This is a genomic window from Streptomyces hoynatensis, from assembly GCF_003626535.1.
GTDB classification, from domain to species: Bacteria; Actinomycetota; Actinomycetes; order Streptomycetales; family Streptomycetaceae; genus Streptomyces; species Streptomyces hoynatensis.
Window position 1 is genome coordinate 447,272 of sequence record NZ_RBAL01000002.1, and the last position, 17,448, is coordinate 464,719.

The window sequence follows — 17,448 nt, forward strand, 5'->3', positions numbered from 1 at the left end:
TTCGGGGGACTCCGCTTGTCACCGCCACCCTCGCCGTCGCCGTTCCCGCATCCGCCGGCCACCCGGCCCGCGCCGCCGCCGCCCTCGCTCCCGCGCCCCGCCGCCCAGGGCGCCCCGAACGCCAGGCCCCGGGTCCTGGCCCCGGCCGTGCCCCGGCTCCCCGGCCGCGAGCGGGAGTGGGCACTGCTCTCGCACCTGCTGGAGGCGGCGCGCACCGGGCCGGGGCGCGGCGGCGCCCTGCTGGTCGAGGGCGCCGCGGGCACCGGGCGCAGCAGGCTGCTGCACGAGGCGGCGACCGCGGCCCTCGGCACCGGTTTCTCGGTCGCCTTCGGCGCCGCGGACGCGTACCACCTGGCCCTGCCCCTGCACCCGCTGACCGCCGCCCTCGGCCGCGGCGGTCAGCCCCCGGCCGGGGACCGGGGCCGGGACGAGGGCGGCGAGGAGGCCCTGCTCGAAGGCCGCGTCGAGGAGCGGCTGCGGCGCGGCCCCCTCCTGGTCGCCCTCGACGACCTTCAGTGGGCCCACCCGCAGGCCGCTGCCGCGCTCCACTCCCTCGTCACCCGCTTCGCCGCCAGGCCCGTGGTGTGGGTGCTCGCCAGGCGCACGGAGGAACCCCGCCGGCCGTGCCCGGCGGAACGGCTCTTCGCCGCGCTGCGGGACGCCGGGGCCGCCGAGCCCGCGCCGCTCGGCCCGCTGCCCTCCCGGGCCGTCGCCGAACTCGCCGCCCACCGGCTCGGCGCCGAGCCGGAACCCGAACTGCTCGCCTACGCCGAGGGCGCGGACGGCAATCCGGCCGCGCTGCTCGCGCTGTTCGACGGCCTGCGGGAGGAGCGCAGGACCCGGGTCGCCGACGGCAGGGCCCGCCTGACCCCCCAGGCCACGGAGGGCCGCCCGCCCCGGCGCTTCGCCGCGCTCGTCCGCCGCCGGGTCGCGGACCTGCCCCCCGGGACCCGGCTGCTGCTCGACGTGGCGAGCGTCCTCGGCAGGGCCTGCGTGCCCGAGGACGCGGCCCGGATGCTCGGCAAGCCGACGGCCGCCGTGCTGCCCGCCCTCCAGGAGGCCCTCGCCTCCGGGCTGATGCGGTGCGAGGGCGACGTGCTCGCCTTCCGCCACGAACTCGTCAGGCAGGCGCTGCTCGCCACCCTGCCCGCCCCGCTGCGCGGCGCCCTGCACCGGCAGGCGGCCCGGATGCTCCTCGCGCGGCAGGGCGGGGTGCTCCCCGCCGCGGCACACCTGGTGCACGGCGCCCGCCGCGGCGACGCCCGCGCGGTGTCCGTGCTGTGCTCCGCGGCCACCACCGCCGCCGCGACCAGGCCCAGTGCCGCGCTCGAACTCGCCCAGCGCGGCCTGGAGATAGCAGAACCGGGCCACCCGGTGCGCGCCGAGCTGGCGCGGGTGGCCGTCGAGGCGCTGACCCGCTCCGGCCCCCTCCCCCGGGCCGCCGCCCTCGCCGAGGAGGCGCTCGGCTGGGTGCCGCCAGGGCGGCAGGCCGCGGCCCTGCGGCACGGGCTGGGCGTCGCCCTGCTGCTCGGCGGGCGGCCCGCGCGGGCCCTCGCGGTGGCGGAGGCGGCCCTGCGGCAGCCGGGGGAGGGCAGGACCCGGGAGCTGGCGGAACGCCTCCTCCTGGTCCGGCTGCACGCCCTGGCCGCCCTGGACGCGGAGGCCGCCGCCCGCGAGATCCGCCGGGAGATCCAGCGCCGCGGCGCCGCGTCCCCCGGGCTGCTGTGCGCGCTGGCCAGGGCCCAGTGGGGCGCGGGCCGCGTCGGCGAGGCCCTGCGGCTGGCCCGCGCCGCCGCGGAACCGGCCCCGGCCGCCGCCCACCCCGCCTCGGCCGGCGCGGCTGCCTCCGCCTCCCCGGCCGGCGCGGCCGGCGGCGAGGACCGCTCGCCCTTCCCGCCTCGGCTGGCCCTGGCCGCCATGCTCACCTGGCTCCGGGAGACGACCGAGGCCACGACGCTGCTCGGGGCGCTCGCCGAGGAGGCGAAGCACGCCGAGGACGCCGCGGGAGACGCCGCCTGGGGCACCGCCTGGGGTACCGAACACGCCGGGCAGGCGGGGCACTTCGCCTCCCCCGGGCCCGCCGGGCACGCGGCGCCCCCCGCAGCCGCCGGCTCCGCCGCGGGGCCCGGGCGGGACGCGCGTCCCAAGGCCGCCGATTCCGCCGGGACCGCCGATTCCGCCGGGGCGGAAGGGGCGGCGGCGGCCGGGGGCCGGCCGGTGTTCCTGGGCCTGCGCACCCTCCTCGGCGCCTCGCTCGCCCTCGCGGGCGGCGACCTCGACGAGGCGCGCGGCCTGGCCACCGCGGGGCTGGCCGCGGCGGCCGAGGCCGGACTGCCGCAGCTGAGGCCGCTGGGCCTGCGGGTGCTTGCCGAAGTGGCGCTGCGGCGCGGGGACCTCCCGGCCGCAGAGGAGCAGGCGGCCCGGCTGTCCGAGGCCCTGGCGGGGGAGTGCGGGGAGGCGGCGGCGGGGCGTGCCGCGCCGGCCTGCGCCGCGTGGCTGACGGCCAGGATCGCCGCGGCGCGCCGCGACGCGGAAGGACTGGGCGCCGCGCTCGGCCGCCTGCACGCCGACCCGCAGGGCCTGCGTGCCCTCCTGGTGGCGGAACCCGCCGCCGCGGCCTGGCTGGTGCGGGCGGAGACGGAACGCGGCGAGACCGAACGGGCCGCCGAGACGGCGCGCGCCGCGCAACTCCTGGCCGCGGCCAGCCCCGAGGTGCCGGCCCTGCTCGCCGCCGCCGCGCACGCCCGCGGGGTGCGGGAACGCGACCAGGCCGCCCTGCGGCGCGCGGCCGAACTCCACCGCGACCCCTGGGCCAGGGCCTCCGCCGAGGAGGACCTGGGCGCGCTGACCCGCGGCGACCGGGCGGGCGCGGTGGCCGGTCTCGACCGGGCGCTGGCGGGGTACGCGCGGTGCGGCGCCGAGCGGGACGAGGCCAGGGTGCGGCGCAGGCTGCGCCGGCTCGGCATCCGGCGCAGGCACTGGACGCAGGCCGAGCGGCCCGCCTCCGGCTGGGCCAGCCTGACCGGGACCGAACGCCGGGTCGCGGCGCTGGTCGCGCAGGGCCTGACCAACCGCCAGGTCGCCGGCCAGCTGTTCCTCTCCCCGCACACCGTCGGCTTCCATCTGCGGCAGATCTACCGCAAGTTGGAGGTGCAGTCGCGCATCGATCTGGTGCGCAGGTACCCCGGCCTCGCCGAGGAGCCGAGGGAGACGGCCTGAGGCGAGCGCGCCGGGCACCGCCCCCCGCGCCCGCCGAGGAAACCGGCCGCGCCGCCCGGGCCCCGGCCCGCGCCGCCCACCGGCCCGCGCGGGCCGGGGCCCCGCGCAGGCGGGTGGGCCGCGCGCGGCCGGTGCGCGCCCGCCGCGGCCCCCGGCCCCCGGGACCCCGCGCGACCGCGCAGAACCCCGTGACCGGCCTTGTCCCTCACCGGACGCGACTGCTTGCATGCGAGTCGTGACGAGTCAGGACGTGAGGTACGCGTCGAACGCGGCACACCTCAGCGCAGCGCCAGGAACGACAGAGACGACAGAGACGACAGAGACGACAGAGACGACAGAACCGACCGGACCAGCCGGGGCAGCCGGACCAGCCGGAGCCGCCGGGCGCCCCCCGGGGCCGCCGGCAAAGGACGGCCCCGCCCGCCACAGCTCGGCGCGGGTGTGGAACCACTGGCTGGGCGGCGTCCACAACCTCGCCGTGGACCGCGCCGCCGGCGACCGGCTCTCCCTGGAACACCCGGGAGTGGTCGAACGCGCCCGCACCACACGCCACTTCCTGACCCGGGCCGTGCGCCACCTGGCGCGCGAGGCGGGCGTCACCCAGTTCCTCGACGTGGGCTCCGGGCTGCCCACCGCGGGCAACACCCACCAGATCGCGCAGGCGGCCCGACCCGAGGCGCGCGTCCTCTACGTGGACCACGACCCGGCCACCGTCCGGTACGCCCGCGAGCTGCTGCGCTCCACGCCCGAGGGCGCCGCCGCCTACGCCGAGGCCGACCTGCGCCGCCCCGCGGACGTGCTCGCCGCCGCCCGCGCCACCCTCGACCTGTCGCGCCCGGTGGCGCTCGTCCTCAGCGGCATCCTCGGGCACGTGCCCGGCTACGCCCGGGCCCGCGGCATCGTGCGGGAGCTGCTGGCCGCCCTGCCCCCCGGGAGCCACCTCCTCGCCCACGACCTGAGCGACACCCAGCCCGAGTGGCGCGCCCTCCAGGCCAGGCACAACTCCGCCGCCCCCCTCGCCTACCACCTGCGCAGCCCCGAGCGCATCGCGGGCTTCTTCGCGGGCCTCGAACTCCTCGACCCAGGCGTCGTCCCGGTGACCTCCTGGCGCCCCGACGGAAGCGAGCACTACCCCGCCGAGTGGACCCGCCTGGTGGCCGACGTCGTGGGCGGAGTCGGCCGCAAGCCCTGAGCCCGCCCGCCCCTTCCCACCCCGCGACCCACCGGAGGCCCGCCATGCCCGACGCCTGGAACCCCCTGCGGCACCTGCGCGCCGCGACCGCGCGCACCCGCCCCTTCCACGACCTGTTCCTCCACGTCCCCGACCCGGCCCGCGGCCCGGCGCGCGTCGTCGACCTCGGCTGCGGGTCCGGGGAGATCACCGCCCTCCTCGCCGAGCGCTGGCCGGGCGCGCACGTCACCGGCCTGGACAACTCCGCGGAACGGCTGCGCGAGGCCGAGCGGTTCGCCGGGCCCACGCCGGGCGGCGGGCGCCTCGACTTCGGCCGGGCCGACCTCGCCGACTGGGCGCCGGGGGAGCCCGTGGACGTGCTGGTGTCCAGCGCCGCGATCCAGTGGGTCCCCGACCACCTCGACCTGTTCAAGACCTGGACCCACACCCTCACCCCCGGCGGCGTCCTCGCCTTCCAGCTCCCGGACAACGCCGCCTCGGCGGGGCACGCGGCCCTGCGCGAGCTGTGCGCGAGCCCCCGCTGGCGCGACCGGCTCGGCCGGGGCGTGCTGCGGGAGTTGCGGGTCCACGACCCGGCCGTGTACGCGGACCGCCTGGCCTCGCTCGGCTTCGCCGTGGACGCCTGGGAGACGACGTACGCGCACGTGCTGCCCGGCCCTGACCCCTTCGCGGAGTGGATCGGCGGCACCGGCATGCGGCCCGTGCTCGACGCCCTGGTGGGAGAACCGGGGGCCGCGGGGGAGTTCCTCGCCGCCTACCGCGAGCGCCTGCGCGCGGCGTACCCGGTCACCGCCTGCGGCACCGTCTTCCCCTTCCGCCGCGTCTTCGCGGTGGCCACGAGGGGCGGGGACCGGTGAGCGCCGCGCCGCTCGAACGGGCCCTGTCGCCGCACGAGGCCGCCATGCTCGCCGGCGACATGCGGGTGGTGACCGTGTGGGAGCTGCGCGGGGAAGTGGCGGAGGACGCCCTGGAGACGGCTCTCGGGCACCTCGCCAGGCGCTATCCGGTGCTCGGCGGCCGGCTCTTCGCCCGCGGCGGCGAGGGCGTGCTGCGGATCGACCCCACCCCCGTCCCGCTGCGGCTGCACCGGGGCGGGGACCTCGCCCGGGCGATCGGGGAGCGCGGCGACTGGGCCACGGGCCCCCTGCTGCGGACCACGCTGGTCACCGGCCCCGCAGAACGGGGGCGCCACCTGGTCGCCGCGTTCCCGCGGGCCTGCGTGGACGGCATGTGCGTGGTCGCCGTGCAGCAGGAGTTCCTCGCCCTGTACGCGGCGGCCCGCGCGGGCAAGGACCCCGACCTCACGCCCGTCCTGCCGGTGCTCGCCGGCCCCCTGGAGGCGGAGCTTGAGGGGCGCTGCGCCCCCGGCGAGCTGCGCGCCTACGCCGAGCGGCGGGCCGCCGAGGAGGCGGAACGGCCCCCGGCGCGCCTCGCGCCGGCCGCCGCCGTGGACGGCGGGCCCGGGCCCGACCCGGGGTTCGGCACCGCGCGCGCCGAGCTGAGCCCCGCGGAGACCGCCGCGCTGACCGGCCTGGCGCACCGCGCCGGGCTCACGGTCAACACCCTGGTCTGCGGCCTCCTGCTCGCCGCCCTGCGGCCCTCGCTCGAACCTGCGGACGGCGCCCTGCCGGTGAGCTGCGGCGTCGCCGTCGACCTGCGGCGCAGGCTGTCCCCGCCGGTGCCCAACGAGGTGATCCAGTCGGCCGCCTCCGGCTTCCCGGTGCGGCTGGACGTGGCGCGGGGCAGCGACCCGCTGTCCCTGGCCCACCGGCTGGCCGGGCCGATCCGCGCGCACCTGCGGGCCGGGACCGCGGAGCGGGAGGTGGCGGCCTTCCCGCACCTGACGGCGCAGGGCCCCGCCTCCCTGTTCGTCACCAACCTGGGGGAGATCGACAGCCCCTCGCTGCCGGAGCCGGCGCGCGCCGCGCGCCTCCAGGTGCTCCCGCTGACCCGCATGCCGATGGTCTTCGCCGTGGTCACCCGCTACCGGGGGAGCCTGCACGTGGACTTCCCCTTCAGCCGCGCCTGGTACACCGACGGCCAGATCCGGCGCCTCGCCGCCGCGACCCGGTCCCTGGCCGCGGAGCTCAGCGCCCGCTGACGACCGGCCCGCCGGCGAGGGGCCCGCCGGGGACGGGGGAGCCGCGCCCGGTTCCGCCGGGGGCCCGGCGGGCGGGTGCCTCCCGGGCGCAGGGCACGACGGCGGTGACCGTCTTGCCGCCGCGCGGGCCCGGGCCGGTCCGCACCGAGTGGGCGAGGCCGTGGACCAGGTGCAGTCCGAAGCCGCCCGGGGTGTGCGGATCGAGCGGGCGCGGCCTCGGCGGCCTGGGGCTCGCGTCCTGCACCGCCACCTCCACCGCGTCCGGCGTCACCGCCCGCAGCCGGAACCCGGTCAGCCCGCCGGCGTGCCGCACCGCGTTGGTCACCAGCTCGGAGACCACGAGCAGCACCGAGTCCACGTCCTCGGCGCGCGGCGGCGGAGACATGACGGACAGGAAACGGCGCGCGACGGCCCTGGCGCCCGTCACCACCTGCTCCCGGTGATCGGCGGGAGCGGCCCGCCCGGCTCCCTTCCGTTGCCCCACGTCCGGCACATTCATCAGGGCCCCCTTCTTCGCCCTTCTTTCGGTCTTCTTTTCAGTCTTCTTTTCGGTCTTCGCCCTACTTTGCCCTGTTTCGCGCACCGCCTGGCCGCCCTTCCGCGGCCCGCTCCGGCCGTACGGTTCGGGTGCCCGGCGAGGTCTCCGGCAAACGCCGCCAACTGGCCTTATGCGGGCGAAATCTGAGCGGAGGGGAGAGGAGGGGCGAGGTGGGGCGGGGTGGGGCGGGGTGGGCGCGGGGCGCTCCGGGGCGCGGGCCGCCCGGAGTCGGCGCGTTCTGCTTATGCCGTTTTCACGAACGGCTGGTTAGCATCCGTTCGTCGGGCCCTGGGGACCGCTCCCCTTTCGCTCCACGTCCGGGCGCGTTCCTGCGCGTTCGGCCGCCTTGGTCCCTTCTCGGCCCGCATGTCCCTGAGTCGGCGAGAGAATCGAGTATCCGGGGTAACGACGATGGCCTCATCCACCGAGAGAGCACTGGGCAAGCTGCTGAGCAAGCACAGGACGGACACCGGAAGGCGGCGCCGGGCGGCCGTGCGCGCGCTGGTACTCGGCGCCGTCCTCGTCGTGGCGGGCGCCGTGGCCTTCGCGGCCGCCCCCGCCTACGCCGCCGCCGTCCTCCTCCTGCTGGGCCTGCTCTCCCTGCTGCGCGGTGTGCTGGGGGCCAGGGACCACAGGCGGCTCGGCACCGAGCTCTTCGCCGTCCGCGAGCGTGGCCTGGTCCACCGGCGCGGCGGTTACTCGCAGGCGGTGCCCTGGGAGAAGGTCGCCTCGGTCACCGTGGTGCGCGGCGCCCGCCCGCTGCTGTGGCTGGCCGGCCGCGACACGGTCTGCCGCGTGCGGCTGACCGAGGGCGGAACGATCCGGGTGTCCCCCTACACCCCGGACGCCGCCAGGCTGGCCGAGCTCGTGGCCGAACACGTCGCCGCCCCGGCCGAGACCGGGGCCGGGGCCCCGCGCCGGGCCCGCCAGGCCACCGCCTGACCGCGGCCCGCGGGGGAGGGGCCCGCGGGGCGGCCGGCGAGGTGGCTCACGGGGTGGCGCGCAGCATCACGACCACCTCGGACTCCTCGTCCGGCAGGTAGCGCACCGGTACCACCGTCCCCGGCTGCAGCCCGGGCGCGAGGGAGGCGGGCACGTTCTTCTCCTGCGTGCTGTCGAACGCGGTCCCGTCGGGCCTGGTCACCCGAAGCGTCAGGCGCACCACCGCCCGCTCGCCGCGTACCTCCCCGGTCGGCGTCATCGCGACCACCACGGCGTGCGCCTCGCGCCCCTCCTCGGCGATCCGCAGCTGGCGCGCGGTGATCTCGCCCTTGGCGAGCTGGACGCGGCCGGTGACCCGCTGCACCTCCTGCGGGGCGGCGTCCGTGGCCACCACCACGCGTGCGACCTGCCCCGCTGCGGCCTTCCCCCCTCCCGCCGCCCCGGCGCCGCCGGCGGCGTCCCCCGGCAGGTAGCGCACCGGCAGCCGGGTGCCCGGGGTGAGCAGGGAAAGCTCCGTCAGGTCGACGACCCGGCGCGCCACCGCGCGGAACGACCGGCCCTCCTCGGTGTCCACGTCCAGCAGGATGTCGAGCTGCGGCTGGTCGTTGACGGACAGGCCGGTGCGCTCCACCGCCCGCACGGTGCCCACGGCGAGCGGCGCGCCGCGGAACTCCGCCGGAAGCTGCCCGACTCCCCGGAAGGTCCCGAGCAGCCTGCCGAAGACGAGCAGATCGGGGACGGCGAAGAGCAGCAGGCAGGGGCCGACGAGAAAGCCGTTGACCCAGTCGCCTGGGCCGCCGGTCAGGCCGGTCAGCAGATAGCAGACGGTGAGGACCGCGCCCACGGCGGCGGTCAGCCAGGCGAGCAGACGCATGAGGGCTCCTTACGTGGTGGGTGGGCTGGGGTTCCGGTCCCGCCGGGGCGGGAGCCGCGGGCGGGCGGGTGCGAACGCCGCCGGGAACGGGGGCGGCGCCCCGGCGGCCGGGGAAGCAGATCCCGTGCGCCGCCGGGGAGTTCAGCCTCGCCCTGCGGACCGGCTACCGATCACACGTTTCCGCCCTGGGCGGCGGCGCGGCCGGTTACGATGCCGGGAATGAGCCTGGGAACGCCCGCCGTCGGCGAGACGGCGCCGACGCTGCCGCGGGCCCTCCTCCTCGCCCGGGCCTGGGCCGAACTCGGCGATTCCGTCGCCCCGTTGAGCAACGCCTCGGGCCGCCCGCTGGCCCGCACCGTCAAGCTGCTGCTCGACCCGCTGGTGCTGCGGCCGGCGCTCAACCCGCGCTTCGCCGGGGCCGCCATCCGCCGCGAGGACGCCGGGGACCTGCGGCGGGCGATCCTGGCGGCCGGCCCCGAACTCGCGGCGACGGCCGGCTGGTTCCTGCTGCTGAAGCGGGCCAGGCGCCGCGCCCGCATCACCGAGGGCAACCCGCAGGACCGCTACTTCCAGCACTGCTACGAGCTGGCCCGCCGCCACGGCCCGCCGCCGCCGGGACCCCGCGCCGAGCGCCTCGCCGCCGAGGCCCTCGCCGAGCTGCACGGTCAGCCGGGCGGCGCGCGGCTGACCGTGGCCGCGCTGCGCGCCTACCTCACCGAACCGGCCCGCGCCGCGGTGCTCGCCGGCCGGCTGCGGGCCGCGTGGGAACGGGAGCCCGCGGAGGCGAAGGACCCGCAGGACCTGGTTCCGGCGCGGCTTTGGGCGTTCCTCGATGCCGGCGCGGCAGATGCGGCACGCCCGGCGCGCCGGGAGCGGGCCGGGGAGCCGTTCGCCGCCCTGGTGGCGGACCGGGTGGGGAGCCTGGCCGCCTCCGGGCTCGAACTCCCGGGAGTCGCCCGCGAGCTGGGGCTGACCGCGCGCCTCAGGCCGGTCCCGCCCGAGCTGGGGGAGCGGGCCTCGAAGCGGAGCCTGCCGAGGCCGTTCGACAGGTCCGTGCTGGAGCGGCTCTTCGCGGGCTTCACCGCCGCCTTCCACCGCGAGGCGATGCCGGAGCTGCCGATCCTGGTGGCGGAGGAGATCCGCCGCACCGCCGCGCCCTGGCAACTGGCCGGGGAGGACTCCCGCGTGGCCATCGCCCTCGGCCGCGAGGCCAGCGCCGGGCTCCCCTCGGGCCGGGACCGGCCCGCCGGGGCGGGCGGGCCCGGCGCGGTCGGTGAGCCCGGCGCGGTCGGCGAACCTGGGGAGGCCGGTGAGCCGGGCGAGCCGGACGGGGCGGGCGAAATCGGTGAGCCGGGCCGGGCGGGCGAGTCCGGTGGGGCCGGCGAGTCCGGTGGGGGCGGCCGGGAGCTGCCGCCGAACGCCGCGCGGGCCAGGCTCCTCGCGCGCTGGCGCAGGGAGGCGTACGTGCAGCGCGCGTTGCGCCTGCCGCACCCGGACGCGCCGGGGCTGCCCGCCGCGCTGCGCGAGGAGGTCCTCGCGGTCAGGCAGGCGTACCTGCGGCGGCTCTGGGCCCGGCTGCACGGCCGTGAGCTGCGGAGGGAGACGCTCGACCCCGGGGAGGTCCCGGACCTGCTCGACGGCGTGCTGCGTTCGGTGATCATGGACCAGCGCGACCGCCTGCGGGCCGCCCTGGAACGGGAGGCGGCGTGAGCCCGGCACTGCGGGTGACGCGGGCGGGCGGCGCGTTGCGCGTGGGCGGCCCCCCGCCCCACCCCGAGCAGGCGGCCCTGGTCGAGGCCCGCGGCGCCCTGCTGGCCTGGGACGTCCTCGCCGCGGAGGAGGCCGGGCTGCCCGTGGCCGAGATCCACGATCCGCACGCCGCGGCCGACTGGCTCTGGGAGATCTACGGCCCCGGGGGCGCGGACGCGATCCTCGGCGCCGGCGAGGGCACCTCCCGGGTGACGGCCGAGGGTCCCGCGCCCGCCGAGTCGGGGGTGCTCGACGCCGCGCGCCGCCTGGGGCACCTGTCCTGGGCGGCGGCCTGGTGGCCGGCCTCCGCGGTGGCCGGGGTGCCGGCGCTCGCCCCCGCCCTGCTGGCGGCGGAACAGGCCCTCGCCGCCACGGCGGTGGAGCACCTGCTCGACGCCCCAGGCGCCCTCGGGCCGCCGCTCGCCCGGCGCCGCGAACCCCAGGACGCGGCCGGCCTCCGGGACCCGGGCGCCCCGGGCGCGGCCGGGGACCCCGGGGGGAACGAGCCGCCGGACGGCGCGGCCGGGGACCCCCTGGCCCTGGGCCTGTCCGACGCAGCGGCCGAGGACCCCGTGGCCCGGCTGCTCCGGCGTGCCGCACCCGCCGCCGGCGTCCTCGCCGCCCTGGCCGGCGACCCCGAACTCGGCGCGGCCGCACGGGAGACGGCGGAACGGCTGGCCGCCGCGGCGGAGTCGTGGGGCGTCGACTGGCCCGAGCCTGGCAGGCCCGCCCCGGCCGCGCCGCGCCAGGCCCCCGCCGCCCCGCGCCTGGCCCTGGCCGCGGGCGGCCCGGCGGGCCGGCACGTGTTCCCGGGCGCCTCGGGGGCCCTGGGGCCCCCGGATTCCTCCGGCACCCCGGGGCTGCCGGGCCTGGCGGGGCTGTCGGGCAGCGTCCCCGTCGACTGGGCGCTGGTGCCGCCGGGGGCCGTGGACGCCGCCGCCGGGGCCGCCTGGTCGGTCACCCGGCGCGCGGGCGCCCTGCTGGTGACCGTCACCGTGCCGCGCGCCCCCCGCTCGCCCCTCGACCCGCGGGAGCCGCACCCGCCGCGGCTCGCCGCGCGGTTCGGGCCCGTGGAGTTCCCGCTGGCCCCGGCGCCGCGCCGGCCTGGCGAGTTCACCGGCGAGGCGGAACTGCCGGGGGCGGCGGTCCTGCTGCTGCCCCCGGCGCGCCGCGCCCTCACCGTCTGGGCCCCCGGCTTCGCCGCCCCCGGCCGCCCCGGCGGCCCGGGCGAGGAGGCCACCGCCCGCCGCGCCGCCCTGCTCCGCCACGCCGGGCACCGGCTCACGGCGCCCGGGGCCACACTCGCCGAACGCGCCGCGTACCACGCCGGATTCACCGGAGGGGAGCCCCGATGACCCAGCCCGAGGAACGTCCAGGCGAGGACCGGGAGGAGCCCCCCGCGCAGGAGCCGGGGGCGCAGGGGGAACCGCCCGAGGGCACCCTGGGCGTGCGCGGCCGGGCCTACGGCCCGCGCTGGGCGGCCACCGCCCGCCTGGTCTCCGACGCGGGCCTGGCCCTCGGCCGCGGCGAGCCGCCGCGGCGGGCCGAGGAGATGCTCAGGCGCGCCCACCGCGCCACGCTCGTTCCCGACGTGGACGGGGAGGGGCTCGACCTCAGGGCCAGGGCCCTGGCCAACCTGTCCTCCCTCGCCGAGGGCCGCGGCGACCTCACCCGGGCCCTCGACCTCGCCGGGGAGTCGATCGCCCTCTGCGAGGAGGCGGAACGGCTGACGGGCGACCGCCACGACACCTCGGCCACCCGGGCCGCCGCCCTGGTCAACCGGGCCCAGACGCTGCAACTGCTCGGCCGCTACCAGGAGGCGCTCGCGGACTGCGAGGCCGCCGCCGCGGTGGGCTTCGGCGCCGAGGAGGGCAACGGCCTGCTGCTCTCCTTCACCCTGCACAACACCCGCGGCTACGTGCTGACCTTCCTGGAGCGCTACCCGGAGGCGGAGGCCGAACTCAGGCGGGCCCTCGACCTCGCCCTGACGCACGAGCCGCGCCTGGCCGGGCACGCCTACGCCAACCTCGCCGCGCTCGCCCAGCGCGTGGGCGACCACGCGGCGGCCGGGGAGGACATGCGGCTGGCCGGGGAACTGCACCAGGCCACGGGCGACGCCGCGGCCGCCGCCGCGGCCGAGGAGGGCCTGGCCAGGCTCGCCTTCGAACGCGGCGACGCCAAGGAGGCGGGGCGCCGCTTCCAGGCGGCCCTCGGCGAGTTCGAACGGCTGGGCAGGCCGCTCGGCGCGGCGCACTGCCGGCTGGGGCTGGCGCGGGTCGCGATGCGGCGCGGGCGCTTCCTGCGGGCGCAGCGGCTGCTGGCGGCGGCGGCCCCCGTCCTCGAGGAGGCGGGGGAGGTGCCCTCCCTGATCGAGGCGCTGCTGCTCGTCGGGGACTTCTGGAGCCAGTCCCTGTTCCCCCGGCGCAGCGAACGGCACTACCTGATGGCGCGCGAGCTGTGCCTGCGCGCCGGGGCGCCGCACGAGGCGGCCCGGGTGGACGTGTACCGGGCGGTGATGGCCTTCGCCTCGCCGCTCGGCCCGCTGCGGCTGCCCATGCGGCCGGCGAAGCGGCGGCGGCTGCTGGCCGCGGCGCTCAACGTGGCCCTGCCCGCCGCGCTGGCCACGGACGCGGTGCGCTACCGCTTCGCGCCGGGCGCCGCGCGGGAGCGCTGGGTGCGGGGCGTGGCGGCGCCCGCGATGGAGGTGGCGTTCGACCTGGTCACCAAGCTCGGCATGACCCGTCTCGCGGTGGAACTCGTCGAGAGCGCCGGGGCGGCGGCCACCCTGGAGCAGGCGGCGCTGGACCCGGCCGCCCTGGCACAGGCCGCGCCCCCGGGCCGTTCCGGCGGGCCGCGCGAGGTCGCCGACCGGGTCAGGAGGGCCCTGCGCGAGGCCCCCGTCGAGACGGCCGTGCCCGGGGAGGCCGGCACTCCCGGGCCCGAAGCCCCGGGAGCGGGCGCCTTCCCGCCCGGGGCCCGCGGGCCCGCCGCCCCGGGCGGGGCGGGAGGTTCCGCGCCGGGCGGGGAACGCGAGGGCGCAGAAGGCCGCGGCGGCGAGGGACGTCGGGAGGACGAGGGACGGCGGGAGGACGAGCCGGGCGGTGGGGCACCGGGCGCCGAAGGCCCGCACGCGCCCTTCGCCGCCCTGGCCGCGCTCGGCGGCACGGGCGCGGCGGAGGGCTTCCCCGCCCCGCGGTTCGCGCTGCCGCCGCGGCTTGAGGTGCTGCCGGGGCAGGAGGCGTACCTGGACGCGTGGATCGAGGCGAGCGAGGAGCGCTACGGCTTCCCGATCCGCTCCCGCGAGGTCGTCCGCACGTGGTGAGGGGGCACGGGTGAAGGGGCACGGGGCGAGGACAGCCGTGGCAAACGGGGCGAGGTCCGGGAGGGCGCGGGCCGTGGGCCGCGGAAGAGCGGGGCGGACGGCGGACGTTGACGGGCGAGGGCCGGAGGGCGGGGGCGCGGCGCCGGCCGGCGCCCGGCCGCCCCGGCGAGCGGAAACGGGGGGTGGCGGGCGATGAACGAGACGGCCGCGACGGGCGGTACGGGCGAGAAGGGCGCGGCGGGCGGGGTCCGCGACGGGAGCGAGGCCGCCGGGGCCACCCGGCGCGTCCGGCGGGCGGGCAGGCGGGGCCGGGCCGCCTCCCCCGACCTGCACGCCGGCCTCGGCCCTGGCGCCCGTCCCGTGGTGCAGCTCAAGTACGCGGACGCGGGCGCCCTCTACGTCACCTGGCGGTGGGAGCACGCCCTGGACACCCCGGGCATGGTCGTCTTCCCGCGCGAGGCCGTGCGCGGGGTGCTGACCGAGCTGGCCGCCGCGCTGCCGAGCCCGCTGCCCGGCGAGGACGTGGAACGGGCCCTGGCGCGTTCCCTCGGCGGGGGCGCGTTCACCGACCCGGTGCGGGAACGGGCCCTCGCGATGCGGCTCACCGGCCTGCTGCCGGGACCGCTCGCCCAGGAGCTCGACGCGCTGATCGGCCGCGGCATCAGGCCGCGCCTGCGCGTCCAGCCCTCGCCCTCGACGGCGCAGGTGCCCTGGGAGGCGCTGCGCGGCAGCGACGGCGAGCGCCTGGTGGAGAGCGCGGACGTCGCCCTCCTGCCGCCGGCCACCGTGCGCAACTCGCCCGCCCGCCGCCCCTCCCCGTGGCGGCCGGAAGGGCCGGTGGCCGTGGCGCTCGACCCGCGCGTCCCCGGCTTCCCCGACGACTCGGCGCTCGGCTCCGTGCTCGGCCCGGTGGCCGCGGGCTCGCCGCTGGCGGCGCTCGCCGAACGCCTGGGCCCGCGGCTGCTGCCCGCCGGGGCCCGCCAGGCGCCGTTCCGCCGCCGCGACGTGACCCGCGAGGTGCTCGAACCGCTGCTCGCCGAGGCGGTCAGGTTCCTGTACGTGGGCCACGTCTCGACGGCCGACCACGGCCTGGGGGCCGCGCTGCACCTGGGGTGCGGGCCGGAGACCACCGGCCGGGCCGCGCTGGTCGGCGCGCACCGGCCGCTGACGGCGGCCGACCTGGTGCTCGGGCACCGGCCCGAGGCGCCGCGCCCCTGGCGGATGCCGAACCGGGTGGCGTTCATCGCCTGCGAGAGCGGCGGCGACCTGCGGTTCGCCGAGCCGACCGGGCTGGTGGCCGCGGCCGTCCACGGCGGGGCCGAGTACGTGACGGCGACCCGCTGGACGCTGCCCACCGACGCGGGCCTGCGGCACTTCGCGCCCGCGGCGGGTGCGGAGACCAGCGTGGTGCCCGAGGCGGTGCTCGCGGTGGACGCGGCGCACGAGGCCGCCGACCCGGTCGCCGCCCTCAACGCCTGGCAGGCCGGCAGGGCCCGGCTGTGGGAGGCCACCGGACGGATCGAGCACACCCCCCTGTTCTGGGCGGCGTTCACCACGACCCACGGCTGACCGGCCCCCCGCGTCCGCGCCGCCGCGCTCCCGCGTGCCGAAAGAGGCACAGAGGGTGGGAAGGCGCCTGGAAGGCGGCGAAAGGCGGAAAGGGGGGCGGAACGTGGCGGGGCATGACGAAATCCCGCGCCGGCGCGCCGGAGTTCCGCCGCGGCTCCGGAAGACTGGGGAAAGCAGCAGGGCGAGTCGGGGGAAGACAGAGGGGAGCCGGGAGAGCCGGGGACGAGCCGGGAGGCCGGATCGGGCCCGGGCGAGCCGGGGGTCCGGGGGCACCGGAAGAGCGCGAGCGCGCCCGAGGCGGGCGCCGGGAGGAGCGGGAGATGCGGGTCGGGCTGCTGCGCGCGGTGGGCGCGGGGACGGCGCTGTACGGACTCGGCGTGGCCGTGTGGCCCGGGCTGCTGGCGCGGCCCTCCGGGCTGGCCGACGAGGAGGGCCGCACGGCCGAGGCGACGCGCGCCTCCCTGCGTCCCCTTGCCCTGCGCGAGGTGGCGAGCGGGCTCGCCCTCGGCCTCGCCCCCAAGGGGCCCGCCCTGGGCACGGCCGCGGCCCTGCGGCTGGCCGCCGACCTGGGCGACGCGGCGCTGCTTGGCCGCACCCTGCCCGCCCCGCGCCACCGCCGCGCCGCCGCCACGGTCTCCCTGGCCTGGGCCTCCCTCACCGCGGCGGCCCTGCTGCTCCCCGCGCGGCCCGCGGGCGGCGCGAAGGACTGATCCGCCGCACGGAGCCGATCCCGCGCCCGGGCGGCCTTTCCCGTGCGGGGCCCGGTCGTCACGCCGTGCCGTGCCGTGCCGCGCCGGGCCTGGGGCCGTCCCCGGCCGCGGTCAGCGGACGGCCGTCTCCCGCGAGCCGTGCGCCGCGGACTGTTCGATGGCGGCGAGCAGCCGGTGCTGCCGGGCGGCGGCGTCGAAGTCGGGGCGGGCGGGGCGGCCCTCGGTCAGGGCCCGGGCGACGTCGCGGTAGAGCGCCGCGATCCTGGTCGCGGGCCCCGGCGGGACCGCCGCGGGAACGGTGCGGTAGGCCGCGGGCACGGCCAGGGGCTTCCCGTCGACGGAGATGTCCCAGTCGGTCCAGTGGAGATACATGCCCCTGCGGCGCGGGGTGGCGACCAGGGTTCCCCGTTCGCAGGCGAGCGTGAGGAAGAAGCCGACCCCGTCCGGTCGATCGCCGCCCTGGACGGCCACCGACGCCGTCGCCCCGCCGGCCAGCGTCCCGTGGAGCAGCACGTTTCCCGGCGTGCCGTTGCGCCGCCGCTCTCCCGTGCCCGCCACGGTCACCTGCTCGTGGACCAGGGGCAGCCGCGCGGACACGGAGGTGAAAGGGCCGGTGACGCCCTCCAGGGTGGACAGGAAGTGCCCCGCCATGATGCTGAGGATCGAGGCGCCGGCCGCGGGGTCGAGCGTCCAGGCCAGGTCGGCCTGGATGGTGCCGCCGCCGAACGGGGCGCCGTCGGCGACCAGGACGGCCGACTCCAGGCGCCCGAGGCGCCCCTCCGCCAGCAGGTCGGCGACGAAGCGCACGTCCGGGGAGTGCAGGCCCTGCAGCACCACCGCGGTCCGCACCCCGGCGGCACGCGCCTCGGCCGCGAGCGACCGCGCCTCCTCGGCGTCCACTCCGAGCGGCCACTCGGACAGGACGTGCTTGCCCGCCGCCAGGGCCGCCCGGATCGCCCCGGCGTGGCCCGGCGTGGCCCGGCACCTTGACCGATACCACGACGAGGTCGACATCCGGGTGCGCCGCCAGCTCCCCGGCCCCGGCGAACGCGTGCGGCACACCGTGCTCGGCGGCCACGCGTTCGGCACTCGCCAGGCGGGTGGTCGCGACGCCCGCGACCGTGAACTCCGGCAGGTGCGCCAGCGCCGGCAGGTGTCCCACCGAGGCCCAGCCGCCGCCTCCGACGATGCCGATCCCGATCATGTGTGCTCCCCAGAGATATGTACCGTAC

Annotated in this window: 13 protein-coding genes and 1 pseudogene; 10 read left to right on the forward strand and 4 right to left on the reverse strand. The window is 79.3% G+C overall.

Annotated features, from left to right (window positions below):
• Window positions 1–147 precede the first annotated feature (147 nt).
• The 4 genes from D7294_RS33625 (at window position 148) to D7294_RS05460 (ending at window position 6,512) form a co-directional block, all read left to right on the forward strand.
• The gene (locus D7294_RS33625) at window positions 148–3,219 is read left to right on the forward strand and encodes a helix-turn-helix transcriptional regulator (RefSeq protein WP_158674569.1); all 3,072 of its coding nucleotides are present in this window, start codon (window positions 148–150) and stop codon (window positions 3,217–3,219) included.
• 439 nt (window positions 3,220–3,658) lie between these two features.
• Window positions 3,659–4,411 (forward strand): SAM-dependent methyltransferase, encoded by a 753-nt coding sequence (locus D7294_RS05450; protein WP_120676026.1) that lies wholly within the window; start codon window positions 3,659–3,661, stop codon window positions 4,409–4,411.
• A gap of 44 nt (window positions 4,412–4,455) precedes the next feature.
• On the forward strand, window positions 4,456–5,268 hold the full coding sequence (locus D7294_RS05455; protein WP_120676028.1) for a methyltransferase domain-containing protein: 813 nt from the start codon (window positions 4,456–4,458) through the stop codon (window positions 5,266–5,268).
• Window positions 5,265–6,512 (forward strand): phthiocerol/phthiodiolone dimycocerosyl transferase family protein, encoded by a 1,248-nt coding sequence (locus D7294_RS05460; RefSeq protein WP_120676030.1) that lies wholly within the window; start codon window positions 5,265–5,267, stop codon window positions 6,510–6,512. The genes D7294_RS05455 and D7294_RS05460 overlap by 4 nt, the downstream gene beginning before the upstream one ends.
• On the opposite strand, the gene D7294_RS05465 is transcribed toward D7294_RS05460, so the two are convergent.
• Window positions 6,499–7,011, reverse strand: a complete 513-nt coding sequence (locus D7294_RS05465) for an ATP-binding protein (protein ID WP_120676032.1) — start codon at window positions 7,009–7,011, stop codon at window positions 6,499–6,501. The genes D7294_RS05460 and D7294_RS05465 overlap by 14 nt on opposite strands.
• Before the next feature lie 450 nt (window positions 7,012–7,461).
• Between D7294_RS05465 and D7294_RS05470 the strand changes: the two genes are divergently transcribed.
• Window positions 7,462–7,992 carry a hypothetical protein gene (locus D7294_RS05470; protein WP_120676034.1) on the forward strand — a complete coding sequence of 177 codons (531 nt, stop codon included), beginning with the start codon at window positions 7,462–7,464 and terminating at the stop codon, window positions 7,990–7,992.
• A gap of 46 nt (window positions 7,993–8,038) precedes the next feature.
• On the opposite strand, the gene D7294_RS31525 is transcribed toward D7294_RS05470, so the two are convergent.
• A complete protein-coding gene (locus D7294_RS31525; protein WP_147450777.1) occupies window positions 8,039–8,866 on the reverse strand; it encodes a hypothetical protein in 828 nt (275 codons plus the stop codon).
• 219 nt (window positions 8,867–9,085) lie between these two features.
• Between D7294_RS31525 and D7294_RS05480 the strand changes: the two genes are divergently transcribed.
• The 5 genes from D7294_RS05480 (at window position 9,086) to D7294_RS05500 (ending at window position 16,216) form a co-directional block, all read left to right on the forward strand.
• Window positions 9,086–10,576 carry a hypothetical protein gene (locus tag D7294_RS05480; RefSeq protein ID WP_120676038.1) on the forward strand — a complete coding sequence of 497 codons (1,491 nt, stop codon included), beginning with the start codon at window positions 9,086–9,088 and terminating at the stop codon, window positions 10,574–10,576.
• A complete protein-coding gene (locus D7294_RS05485; RefSeq protein ID WP_120676040.1) occupies window positions 10,573–11,970 on the forward strand; it encodes a hypothetical protein in 1,398 nt (465 codons plus the stop codon). Before D7294_RS05480 ends, D7294_RS05485 begins: the two co-directional genes overlap by 4 nt.
• Entirely contained in the window at window positions 11,967–13,937 is a 1,971-nt protein-coding gene (locus tag D7294_RS33630) for a tetratricopeptide repeat protein (RefSeq protein ID WP_120676042.1), read from the forward strand. The genes D7294_RS05485 and D7294_RS33630 overlap by 4 nt, the downstream gene beginning before the upstream one ends.
• Window positions 13,938–14,129: 192 nt before the next feature.
• Window positions 14,130–15,506, forward strand: a complete 1,377-nt coding sequence (locus D7294_RS05495) for a CHAT domain-containing protein (protein ID WP_120676044.1) — start codon at window positions 14,130–14,132, stop codon at window positions 15,504–15,506.
• Window positions 15,507–15,826: 320 nt separating this feature from the next.
• Window positions 15,827–16,216, forward strand: coding sequence for a hypothetical protein (locus tag D7294_RS05500; RefSeq protein ID WP_120676047.1), 390 nt, complete (start codon window positions 15,827–15,829; stop codon window positions 16,214–16,216).
• A gap of 111 nt (window positions 16,217–16,327) precedes the next feature.
• Here D7294_RS05500 and D7294_RS05505 read toward each other — a convergent pair whose 3' ends face one another.
• Entirely contained in the window at window positions 16,328–17,230 is a 903-nt protein-coding gene (locus tag D7294_RS05505; protein ID WP_241562115.1) for a Gfo/Idh/MocA family protein, read from the reverse strand.
• Between the two features lie 31 nt (window positions 17,231–17,261).
• Window positions 17,262–17,420, reverse strand: a pseudogene (locus D7294_RS32895) (Gfo/Idh/MocA family protein); the annotation flags it as partial.
• Between the last annotated feature and the right edge of the window lie 28 nt (window positions 17,421–17,448).